The following is a 12189-nucleotide window of genomic DNA, read 5'->3' as shown; positions in this document are numbered from 1 at the left end:
TATCTCAATATATATTATTCCAATTTAATTTAATATGATAATATAATTAAACGGTTAGTATTCAAATTTTTATACTAACCGTATATTTTTATAGGATTATACAGATTAATCCTCCATTGCCTTCATTTATTATTTTTTGAAGGGTTTTTTGAATTTTCACTTGAACATCTTCAGGCATTTTATATAGTTTGTTTTGAAGCCCCTCTTTAACTAATACTTCTAATGATTTTCCAAACATATTACTTTGCCACAATGTTGCTGGATCATTTTCAAACTGCTCTAATAAAGATTTTACTAAATCCTCAGATTCTTTTTCTGATCCCATTATAGGACTAATTTCTGTTTGAATATCAGCCTTAATAAAATGTAATGAAGGTGCACTAGCTTTTAATTTAACTCCATATTGTGAACCATGTTTAACTATTTCTGGCTCTTCAAATTTCATTTCTTTAAGTTGAGGTGCAACAAGTCCATATCCTGTTTCATTAACATCTTTTAATGCATCTTTTACTTTATCATACTCTTTTTTTGCCACATTTAATTCTTTTATTATTGATAATAAATCATTTTCTGATGACACATCTAATTCACACACTTCACTTAAAACTTTATAGAAAATTCCTTCTTTAGGTTTCATTGAAACATTTGCTGTTCCAACACCTAAATCTATTTCTTTTACTAAAGTTTCTCCTAAAAATTCTTCATCACATAAAGTTTCAAGAGACATTTTTATATCTCTTATTTTTGATATGTTTTTGCTCATACTTCTTATTATGTTAAAGAAATCTTTTTTAAGCCAATGTTCAGGCTCTAAATTTTCAAGCCATTCTGGCATATCAATATTTACTTCTTTTACTGGAAACTCTTTTAATACATTTTTAAATAATTTTTCTACATCTTCTTCATTCATGTTAGCAATATCCATAATTTGAACTTCTACATCATATTTTTCTTCCATTTCTTTTCTAATTTCTTCTGTTTCTTTAGACTCTCCTCTTGAGCTGTTAAGTACTACTACAAACGGCTTATTAATTGCCTTTAATTCATATATAACTCTTTCTTCTGCCTCAACATAATCTTCTCTATTAAGACCAGTTATACTTCCATCTGTTGTTATAACTAATCCTATAGTTGAATGATCTGTTATAACTTTTCTTGTTCCAATTTCAGCTGCATCTTCAAATGGAATTTCATAATCATACCAAGGTGTATTTACCATCTTTAAGTTTTCGCCCTCAATATAACCTAAAGCTTCTTTTACTATATAACCTACACAATCTACCATTCTAACTTTGAATTTTATCTCCTCATCAAGACTTATTTCAATAGCCTCATTAGGTACAAATTTTGGTTCAGTAGTGTGTATCATTTTTCCTGATCCACTTTGTGGCAATTCATCTTTAGCTCTTTCTTTTTTAAATTCATTTTCTATCTTTGGTATTACCATAAGATCCATAAACTTTTTTATAAAAGTTGACTTACCAGTTCTAACTGGTCCAACAACTCCTACATATATGTCTCCTTGGGTTCTTTCTGATATATCTTTATAAATTTTAAAGTTGTCCAAGAAATCCCCTCCTAACTATCTGTAACAGTATATATATATTCTAAATTTAAAATTTATATACTATTTTATAAAATATTTTTCTTATAATTTTATAAATAAAAAAGCAACCTAAAAAGGTTGCTTTTTAATGGGTTTCATTCTTTTTTTCTCTAAGCATTAATTCTCTTACAACTTCTTTTGGACACTTTTCATTAAATAATACATCATAAAGTCCATCTGTTATAGGCATACTAACTCCTATTTTGCTATTTAATTCATGGAATGCCTTACACGCTTTTACACCTTCAACTATCATTCCTACTTCTTTTAAAGCATCATCTAATGAAAACCCTTTACCTATTAAAATTCCAGCTTTTCTATTTCTTGAATGCATTGATGTACATGTAACTATTAAATCTCCCATTCCTGTAAGTCCAAAAAATGTTTCTTCCTTACCTCCAAGTGCTATTCCAACTCTTGAAATTTCTTTCATTCCTCTTGTCATAAGCGCTGCCTTTGTATTATCTCCATATCCAACTCCATCACCAACACCAGCTGCAAGTGCAATAATATTTTTTACTGCACCTCCAATTTCAACACCTATTATATCTTCATTTGTATATATTCTAAGATTTGGTGTCATAAATAACTCTTGAACTTTTTCTGCATATTTCATGTTAGTTGATGTAGAAACTAAAGTTGTTGGAATTTCGATAGCAACTTCTTCAGCGTGACTTGGTCCTGATAAAATAACTACTGGATTTTCTGGAATTTCCTCACTTATAACTTCTGATAATCTTTTATTTGTGCCTTGTTCAATTCCCTTTGCAATAGAAATTATTATAGTATCTTCACTTATCTTACCTTTTAATAATCTAGTAACATCTCTTATAACGTGCGATGGAACAGCTAAAACTATATATTCTGCATCATGTATTGCCTTATCTAAATTGTTATATGCCTTTATATTTTCTGGAATTTCAAGTTCTTTTAAATATTTACTATTTCTTTTTCTTATATTAATATCATTACAAACTTCAATATCTCTATCAAATATATTTACACAATTATTTTTTTTGGCAAGTTGAATTGCTAAAGCTGTACCAAAACTCCCGCCGCCAATAAATGTTACTTTACTCATAACTACATTTTCCTTTCTCTATATTCTACTTCTATACCAGTTCCTTCAAAATCAAAACTTTGTCTAAGTTGATTTTCTAAATATCTCTCATATGAAAAATGTGTTGCATTTTTATCATTAACAAAGAATATAAACTTAGGTGGTCTACTTGCTACTTGAGTTGCATAGTAGATTTTCATTCTTTTAAGTCCTACTATTGGCGGTTCTTTCATAAGAACAGCCTTACTTATTACATCATTTAATATACCTGTTGATATTCTTTTTGAATAGTTATCGTAGCACATTCTAGCCATTGCTAAAACTTTTTGTGTTCTTTGTCCTGTAAGTGCTGATATGAAAAGATAAGGTGCATAACTTAAAAACTTAAGTTTTCCTTGTAATTCTTTCTTATATTTATCAAGGGTTTTATCATCTTTTTCTATAAGATCCCACTTATTAACTACAACCATTATAGCCTTATTTAATTCATGAGCATATCCTACAATCTTTTCATCTTGTTCTGTAATTCCTTCTTCTGCATCTATCATTAATATACATACATCTGCTCTTTCGATAGCTGCATAAGTTCTTACAACACTATATTTTTCTATTTCTTCTTTTACTTTACTTTTTCTTCTAAGTCCAGCTGTATCTATAAGAATAAATTTACCTTGATCAGTTTCTAAATATGAATCAATAGCATCTCTTGTTGTTCCTGGAACATTAGATACTATAACTCTTTCTTCTCCTAAAAGCTTATTTATAAGAGATGATTTACCTACATTTGGTTTACCAATCATAGCTATTCTTATGTATTCATCTTCCTCTTCTTCTGTATTTAAAGCATCAAAATGCTTAACTACTTCATCTAACATATCTCCAAGGCCTAAACCTTGAGCTGCTGATATTGTTACAGGATCTCCTATACCTAAATTATAGAATTCCCAAGCATTATCTTCTTCTTTTAATGAATCTATTTTGTTAACAACTAAAACTACAGGCTTTTTGCTTTTTCTAAGCATAGTTGCAACTTCTCTATCTGCTGCTGTTAAGCCTTCTTTACCATCTACTATAAATACTATTACATCAGCAGTTTCTATAGCTATATTTGCTTGTCTTCTCATTTGTTTTACTATAATGTCATCTCTTTCTGGTTCTATACCACCTGTATCTATCATAGTAAATTTATAGTTAAGCCATTCTGCTTCTGCATAAACCCTATCCCTTGTAACCCCTGGTGTATCTTGGACTATTGATATTCTCTTTCCTGCTAATCTATTAAATAATGTAGACTTTCCTACATTTGGTCTTCCAACCATTGCAACAATAGGTTTTGCCATATTCCTATTCCTCCTCGTTATAATTATTTATTAAATCTATAAAACCATCTCCTGAGTAATCACAAACTAAAACTTTAACATTTAAAGCCTCTTCTAACATATCGATTGTTGTGTCATCTAACATTATAAGTTCCTCTGGAGCTAATTCATAACCTCTTCTAAACATATTATCTGCCATTATAAGATATGGTGTATCTATTTCATCCTTTAACTGCTCTATTATATCTGTACCAGTTAAAAGTCCTGCAACAGTAATAGTTTCTCCAAAAAAGTTATTAACTATCTTTTTAACATTTATTTTTATATTATCATTTTTTTTCATTATACTATCCATAGCATTTTTTATTTCATCATAAGCTAATGCACCTGTTACTACAGTATAATTTCCTTTTTTATTTGTATCTAAAAATTCCAAATCTCTTTTTATAGCTTCTCTATAATAACGAACACTTCCAACTCCATCTTCTAACTGTTCAAAACCATTATAAAATTCTTCCTCTGGAACATCTTGTTTTGCTACTAAATAAAATTCATCTGATAATCTTACAAAAGGTTCTGATACTTCTTTCATAAACTTTTCTTGAAGTTCATTAACCATTTCTATTGTTTCTTTTGAAGTTTGTTCAGTAAATGTATTTACACGAGCTAAGTTTTCCCTAAATTTTGTTATTCCAATTGGCACAACTGCCACATTATTAACTTGTGGGTACAAATTATAAAGATCATTTATAGTTCTTTTAAGTTCTTCTCCATCATTAATACCTGGAACACATACAATTTGAGCATGCATATAAATATCTGCTTCTTTAAGCCTTTTCATTCTATCATATATTTGTCCTGCAAATCTATTGTTAAGCATTTTTACTCTAAGCTCTGGATTTGTTGTATGAACAGATATGTTTATAGGACTTATTTTGTATCTAATTATCCTATCTATATCAGCCTCTTTCATATTTGTTAATGTTACAAAATTACCTTGTAAAAATGATAATCTTGAATCATCATCTTTAAAATAAAGAGTATTTCTCATTCCTTTAGGAAGCTGATCTATAAAGCAAAAAATACATTTATTACTGCAACTTTTTGCTTTATCCATTATACCACCTTGAAATTCAAGACCTATATCTTCACCATAATCTTTTTCTATTTCTATATCCCAAACTTCACCATAAGATTTCTCAATTTGTATAGTTAACTCTTCATCAACAGCTAAAAATCTATAATCAATAATGTCTTCTATTTCTTTATTATTAATTGAAATAAGAAAATCGCCTGCCTCTATTCCAACCTCTTCTGCAATACTATCAGGAAGTACACTTTTTATTAAGTTCTTCATATTTTCACTCCCCTTTTTTATAAACTAGTGTATCTTTTGTTATATTACATTAATATATGTAGTTAGTCAACAAAACTCGTCAAAAAGGAAATTTTTATAAATTCAAAATTAATTTAATTAATTTTATGCAATTAAAAACCACACTAAATACTTTGTGTGGTTTTTATTTATATATTTAAATCTACATATTCTCCTGTTTTACTAAAAATTATCCATTCACAAATATTTGTAACATGATCACCTATTCTTTCTAAATATTTAGCTACAAATAATAATCTTGTTCCCTCTTCTATACTATTTTCATCATTCTTTATACACAATAGTGTATATTTAAATGTTTGTTTATATAAATTGTCTATTTCATCATCTAACTTACATATTGAATATGCTAATTCTATATCCCTTTCACTATATGCTTTGCTAGCTAATGTTATCATATTTTGAATTTTTTCTTCCATAATTAAAAGATCTTTTATTTCAATTGGATGTAATGTTCCTTTTACATACTTTACAATTTTGCATATATCAATAGCATGGTCCGCCATTCTTTCTAAGTCAGTTACTATTTTAGATGCAGTAAATACTCTTCTTAAATCTTTAGCAACAAGCTGTTCTGTTGCTATAAATTTTATACATTCTTCTTCAATTACTTTTTGAAGATTATCTACTTTATCATCATTTTTTATTATATTTTCAGCTAATTTTTCATCTTTTAGCTTTAATGCTTGCATACTACATTTTATTTGTTCTTTTACTATATTAGTCATTATATACAATTTTTCATTTATTTCATCAATTCTTTGATTTTGTGACTCTCTTCTCATATGCTCACTCCTTAAACATTATTAACCAAATCTACCTGTAATATAATCTTCTGTTCTTTTATCTTTTGGCTTATAAAATATATCTTCTGTTTTTCCATATTCTATAACTTCACCATTTAAAAAGAAAGCTGTCTTATCTGCTATTCTTCCAGCTTGTTGCATATTATGAGTAACTATTATAACTGTATATTCTTTTTTTAATTCTTCAATTAAATCTTCTACTTTATTAGTTGAAATTGGATCTAATGCTGATGTTGGCTCATCCATAAGAATTACTTCAGGTGATACAGCAAGTGTTCTTGCTATACAAAGTCTTTGTTGTTGTCCTCCTGACAACCCCATTGCACTCTTTTTAAGTCTATCTTTTGTTTCATCCCAAAGTGCAGCACCCTTAAGACTTTTTTCAACAATTTCATCTAATCTCTTTTTATCTTTTATTCCATGTATTCTTGGTCCATAGGCAACATTGTCATATATTGACATAGGAAATGGATTAGGCTTTTGAAAGACCATACCAATTCTTTTTCTAAGATCAATTACATCATAATCACTAAAAATATTTTCTCCTTCAAATAAAACTTCACCTTCTATTTTAACTGAATCTATAAGATCATTCATTCTATTTATAGTTCTTAAAAACGTTGATTTACCACAACCAGATGGACCTATAAGTGCTGTAACTTCATTTTTATTAAATTTCATATTTATATTTTTAAGAGCTTTATTAGTTCCATAATAAAGATTTAGATTTTTAGTTTCTATTATACTCATACTTCCTCCTACTATTTGCCACTATATGATTTTAACATTCTGTTTCCAATTAATTTTGCTAATAAGTTAAAGATTAATATAATTATTATAAGCACAGCTGCTGTTCCATTTGCTATAGCTGATGCATCTGGAACAATTCCTTCAGAATTTAATTTCCATATATGAACTGCTAAAGTTTCTGCTGGTCTAAAAAGCGAAAATGCTGATGTTTTTCCAAGTAAACTTACATTGTTGAAATTAAGTATTCCTGAACTTAAACCTGCTGTATATAAGAATGCTGCTGCCTCTCCAAAAATTCTTCCTGATGATAATATAATTCCAGTAAGTATATCCCTCATTGCAGTTGGAAGAGTCACTCTCATTATAGTTTGCCATTTAGTTGCACCAAGTCCTAATGATGCTTCTTTTACTTTTTTTGATGCATGTCTTATTGCATTTTCTGATATTCTAGTCATAGATGGAATATTTAATATGCTAACTGATAAAGCTCCAGCTATTAATGAATATCCAAATCCTGATAAATTAACAAAAACTAAAAGTCCAAACATACCTATTACAATTGAAGGTAATGAAGACATAGTTTCAAGGGATAATCTAATTATTTTTAAAACAACGCCTTCTTTAGCATATTCTGCTAAGTATATACCTGCACCAATTCCTATTGGTACTGTAATTATCAATGCTATTACTAACATATATAATGAATTAAATATTTGTGGCCCAATACCTCCACCAACACTTGTCATTTTGGGATTACCAAATAAAAATGATGGAGTAAGCATACCTATTCCTTTATAAAAGATATAAGCTATAAAAGCTCCAAGTAACGTTACTATAAATATTGCTATTATATAAAATATTATAGTTGCTACTTTATCTATTTTTTTTGCATCCACTTTAGTTAACTCCCTTCTTTTCTATTTGCCTAATTACAAGTATAAATATAAATGATATTACTAAAAGAATTAATGCTAAAGTCCATAAAGCATCATTCCAAGCAGAACCAGATACAGTATTTGACATATCCATTGTTAATATACTAGTTAATGTTGAAGATGGTGATATTAGACTATTTGGCATTTTTATTGTATTTCCTATTACCATCTGAACTGCTAAAGCTTCTCCAAAAGCTCTTGCAATACCAAGAACTACTCCAGTAAGTATTCCTGATTTTGCTCCTGGAGTTATTACATTTTTTATAGTTTGCCATCTTGTTGCTCCAAGTCCATAAGATGCCTCTATATGTTCTTTAGGTATTCCTTTTATAGCATCAATAGATAAAGTTGCTATAGTTGGTAAAATCATAAGGGATAAAACTATTATTCCTGCTAAAAGTGAAAAGCCAATCCCTCCAAACTTATCTTTTATAAATGGAACTAAAACTGAAACTCCTACCCAACCATAAACTACTGATGGAATTCCTACTAATATTTCTAAAGTTGGCTTTATTAGTTTTTCTCCAAAATCTTTAGAAATTACATTAACAAAAATCCCTAATGCAACTGCAATTGGAGCACTTAATATAACAGCTCCTAAGGATACTAGTGTAGATCCTAATATGAATGCAAAAGCTCCAAAAGTTTTAGGGCTACCTGAAGGATTCCAGTTATTCGTAAATAAAAATTCAATTAAACTATACTCACCTTTAGTGAATGTCTTTATTCCTTTTAATCCTATAAATAATATTATTGATACTGTTATTAAAATTATTAATATTCCACAAAAACTTGAAAATCCTTTCCCTAAATATTCATTTAATAGCCTTTCTTTGAAACTCCTCTTCTTCATATACCTCATTCCTATCTTTATTGCTTATTATTTTTCCTTTATTTCATTTCCTGGAATTAATCCTAAATTATTTATACTTTCACTATTTTCACTACTTCCTACAAAATCTATAAATTCCTTTGTAAGTCCATTAGCTTCACCTTTTGTATACATGTGTCCCCATGACCAGAAATCATAATTTCCAGATTTAATATTTTCAGCAGTTGCTTCTTTTCCATCTATTTTAATTAAATTTAATGCATTTTTTGCTTCTTCATTATTCATATATGATAGTGCTACATAGCTTATTGCTCCATTATTTTGTTTCATAGCATTTAATACAGCACCATTACTATCTTGTGTAGCTCCTATTGAATCATTTTCTAATTTTTTATTTCCATCTAATATCTTCTTTGTAAATGTTGCTCTTGTTCCTGATGATGTAGGCCTGTGAACTACTAATATTTCTAAATCCTTTCCTCCAACCTCTTTCCAATTCTTAATCTTCCCTGAAAAAATATCTTGTATTTGTTTCTTTGTTAAATTTTCTATTCCAGAATTTTTATTAACAACAACACCAAAACCTTGTGCTACAACTTTATGATCTACTAATTGACTTGCTTGTTCCTTTGTAAGCTTATCTTCTGCGTAAACATCTGAGTTTCCTATATTAACAGAACCTTCTAAAACTTGAGTAAGTCCTGTTCCTGAACCTCCTGCTTGTGCATTTATAGTATTTCCAGGTTTTATTTCATTAAATTTTTCTATTGATTGTTCCATAAGAGGCAAAAGTGCTGATGATCCACTTATTGTTATAGAGCTACCATTTTCTGTACTTCCACAACCAACAAATAATCCTCCTGTAATAACTACTGCTAATGTGGCTACTAACATTTTTAAATTTTTCTTTCTCATAAAATATAACCTCCTTAAAAATCTCTTTACTCATTTATTTTTATAATTTAACTATATATTAATAATATCTTTTGAAAGTTAAGGTATTATTATACTAAAGTTAAGTTGTTTTATATTAGTGTTAAATGAGTTTAACAATTAAATAAAAAAGACGAACTTTTATTTTTAAAAGTTCGTCTTTTTTATTTATATATGTTTTATTTTAAATGTAAATTCTGTTCCCTTTGAAACTTCAGAATCAACACTTATCTCTCCTCCAAAAGTTTTTACAATATGTTTAACTATTGCAAGACCAAGTCCAGTACCCCCACTTTTTCTTGCTTTATCAACTCTGTAAAAACGTTCAAATATTCTAGGAAGGTCTTCTTTTGGTATTCCTATACCATTATCTTTCACCTTAAAATAATAATATTCTTTATCTGAAAAACTTTTTACATTAATTTTAGTATTATTATTTGAATATTTTATAGAATTTTCTATTATGTTTATAACTATTTGAAGAAACTTATCTTTCTGACCTAAAATAAAATCATTATTATCAGATTCAAAATTTATATATATATTCTTTTTTCTTGCATGTTCACTTAATATATTTATTGCATCTGTTATTATTCCATCTGGAAAAATTTCTTCTAATTCTTCTACTGGATTATTTTCTAAATCAGAAAGAACTAAAATATCACTAATAAGTCTAGTAAGCCTTTCTGTCTCTTTATCTATTATATCTAAAAATTTAATTTTAGTTTCTTCATCTTCAACATATCTTAATGTCTCAGCAAAACCTTTTATTGATGTTAATGGAGTTTTTAATTCATGAGATACATTAGCTACAAACTGACTTCTTATATTTTCAAGTCTTTTCATTTCTGTTATATCTTGAATTGCAATAACTCTACCAATTTTTTTATATCCATTTATAACTATAGCTTTCTTTATTTTCAAAAATCTTCTAAATGGTTTTTTTATTTTAACTTGTGTTTCATCAACAGTTTCATTATTTAAAATTTCTTTTATTCTTTTATCTTCTATACAATCATTTAAATATTTTCCTGTAACATCTACATTTATTCCAAATATCTTTTGAGCATAAGGATTTATAGTTATTATTCTATCTTCATTGTCTACAGCTATAACTCCACTTTGCATAGATTTTAATATGGACTCAAGTCTATTTTGTTTATCAACAACTTCATTTATTTTACTTTGAAGCTGATCTGCCATATTATTAAATGTTTTACCTAGTTGTCCTAATTCATCATTTGAGACTACATTTACCCTTGTTTGTAAATTTCCATGAGCTATTTTCCAAGTAACACTTTCTAAATGTTTTATTGGATCTACAATTATTCTAACTAACTTAAGAGCTAAAGCTATAGATAATAATAAAACAATTATTAAAGTTATAATATAATATTTAGTATTTTTAACTTGAAATATATTTGTTGTAGGCTCTTCAACTCCACTTATTATTGTATCTCCATTAGAAAGCTTAGTTCCACAATAAATCATATTTATTTTTTTATTTTCATTATATTTATCTAAATAACCTACACCTTTATTTTCAGCTTCTTTTATTATTGAATCATAACTTATGTTACCTTCATTTCCTGATGAATTAAATTTTATATTCCCATCTTTATCAATTATAGTTAATTCTATTGTTTTCCCATTTATTTTAAATAAACCTAATTTACTAGCATTTTCTATATCTAATTCAGAAATTATAGAGTTATATTCTTTTAACATGCTTTTAGAATTTTCTATTTCCTGTATACTGTAAAGAGCCATAAATGAAGATGTTATTATAACTAAGGCAAAAACTACTGTTATTATTACAGAAGTTATTATTTTTTTCTTCATAAATATTACCCGTTAAATCTATATCCAACCCCTCTTATAGTTTCTATAAGCTTAGGGTTTTTATCATCTTCTTCTATTTTTTTTCTTAAATATCTAATATGCACATCTACTGTTCTTGTCTCTCCAATATATTCATATCCCCATATTTTATCTAATAAAATTTCTCTCTTTAAAATTTTGCCTTTATTTCTTATTAATATTTCTAATAATTCAAATTCTTTTAATGTCATATCTATCTTTTTATTATTTATAGTTACTTCATGTCTTTCAAAATCTATTTTTAATCTTCCATTATCATAAATATCTTCTTTTTTATTTGATTCTAAAGGAGCACTTCTTCTTAAAACAGCCTTAACTCTTGCCAAAAGTTCCCTTATAGAAAATGGTTTTGTTATATAATCATCAGCTCCAAGTTCTAAGCCTAATATTTTATCTAGTTCTTCTCCTTTTGCAGTAAGCATTATTATAGAAATATTACATGTATCATTATTTCTTTTTATTTCTTTACATACATCAAATCCATCCATTCCAGGTAACATTAAATCTAATAATATTAAATGAGGCTTTTCATTTTTAGCGATATTAAGTGCATCTAATCCATTATTTGCCCAAATAACTTGATATCCCGCATTTTCTATATTGAATTTTAAAAGTTCTAATATATGTTCTTCATCATCTACAATTAATATTTTTTCTTTTGACAACTTAAT

Annotated in this window: 11 protein-coding genes; all 11 read right to left on the bottom strand. The window is 27.6% G+C overall.

Going from position 1 to position 12189, the window contains the following annotated elements; all coding sequences use genetic code 11:
* Positions 1 to 88: 88 nt before the first annotated feature.
* The 11 genes from spoIVA to AC4FQ1_RS00550 all read right to left on the bottom strand — a co-directional run bounded on the left by spoIVA (position 89) and on the right by AC4FQ1_RS00550 (position 12183).
* Positions 89 to 1567 carry a stage IV sporulation protein A gene (spoIVA, locus tag AC4FQ1_RS00600; RefSeq protein ID WP_303126986.1) on the bottom strand — a complete coding sequence of 493 codons (1479 nt, stop codon included), beginning with the start codon at positions 1565 to 1567 and terminating at the stop codon, positions 89 to 91.
* 124 nt (positions 1568 to 1691) lie between these two features.
* A complete protein-coding gene (locus AC4FQ1_RS00595) occupies positions 1692 to 2687 on the bottom strand; it encodes an NAD(P)H-dependent glycerol-3-phosphate dehydrogenase (protein WP_303126984.1) in 996 nt (331 codons plus the stop codon).
* A gap of 2 nt (positions 2688 to 2689) precedes the next feature.
* Positions 2690 to 4006 (bottom strand): ribosome biogenesis GTPase Der, encoded by a 1317-nt coding sequence (der, locus tag AC4FQ1_RS00590; RefSeq protein WP_303126983.1) that lies wholly within the window; start codon positions 4004 to 4006, stop codon positions 2690 to 2692.
* A gap of 4 nt (positions 4007 to 4010) precedes the next feature.
* The gene (locus AC4FQ1_RS00585) at positions 4011 to 5342 is read right to left on the bottom strand and encodes a DUF512 domain-containing protein (protein WP_491168637.1); all 1332 of its coding nucleotides are present in this window, start codon (positions 5340 to 5342) and stop codon (positions 4011 to 4013) included.
* Positions 5343 to 5509: 167 nt separating this feature from the next.
* Positions 5510 to 6166 (bottom strand): phosphate signaling complex protein PhoU, encoded by a 657-nt coding sequence (gene phoU, locus AC4FQ1_RS00580; RefSeq protein ID WP_491147232.1) that lies wholly within the window; start codon positions 6164 to 6166, stop codon positions 5510 to 5512.
* 21 nt (positions 6167 to 6187) lie between these two features.
* Entirely contained in the window at positions 6188 to 6937 is a 750-nt protein-coding gene (gene pstB, locus AC4FQ1_RS00575) for a phosphate ABC transporter ATP-binding protein PstB (RefSeq protein WP_491168636.1), read from the bottom strand.
* Between the two features lie 11 nt (positions 6938 to 6948).
* On the bottom strand, positions 6949 to 7833 hold the full coding sequence (pstA, locus tag AC4FQ1_RS00570; protein WP_491168635.1) for a phosphate ABC transporter permease PstA: 885 nt from the start codon (positions 7831 to 7833) through the stop codon (positions 6949 to 6951).
* A gap of 1 nt (position 7834) precedes the next feature.
* Positions 7835 to 8725 carry a phosphate ABC transporter permease subunit PstC gene (gene pstC, locus AC4FQ1_RS00565; protein ID WP_491168634.1) on the bottom strand — a complete coding sequence of 297 codons (891 nt, stop codon included), beginning with the start codon at positions 8723 to 8725 and terminating at the stop codon, positions 7835 to 7837.
* A gap of 27 nt (positions 8726 to 8752) precedes the next feature.
* Complete coding sequence (locus AC4FQ1_RS00560; protein WP_491168633.1) at positions 8753 to 9619, bottom strand: phosphate ABC transporter substrate-binding protein; 867 nt, start codon at positions 9617 to 9619, stop codon at positions 8753 to 8755.
* A gap of 186 nt (positions 9620 to 9805) precedes the next feature.
* Entirely contained in the window at positions 9806 to 11479 is a 1674-nt protein-coding gene (locus AC4FQ1_RS00555; protein WP_491168632.1) for a HAMP domain-containing sensor histidine kinase, read from the bottom strand.
* A gap of 5 nt (positions 11480 to 11484) precedes the next feature.
* Positions 11485 to 12183, bottom strand: a complete 699-nt coding sequence (locus tag AC4FQ1_RS00550) for a response regulator (protein ID WP_303126968.1) — start codon at positions 12181 to 12183, stop codon at positions 11485 to 11487.
* Positions 12184 to 12189: the final 6 nt, after the last annotated feature.

The sequence above is a fragment of the Clostridium sp. TJA020 genome (genome assembly GCF_058310295.1).
The sequence above is the reverse complement of the archived record's forward strand: the minus strand, read 5'-3'. Positions and strand labels throughout refer to the sequence as shown.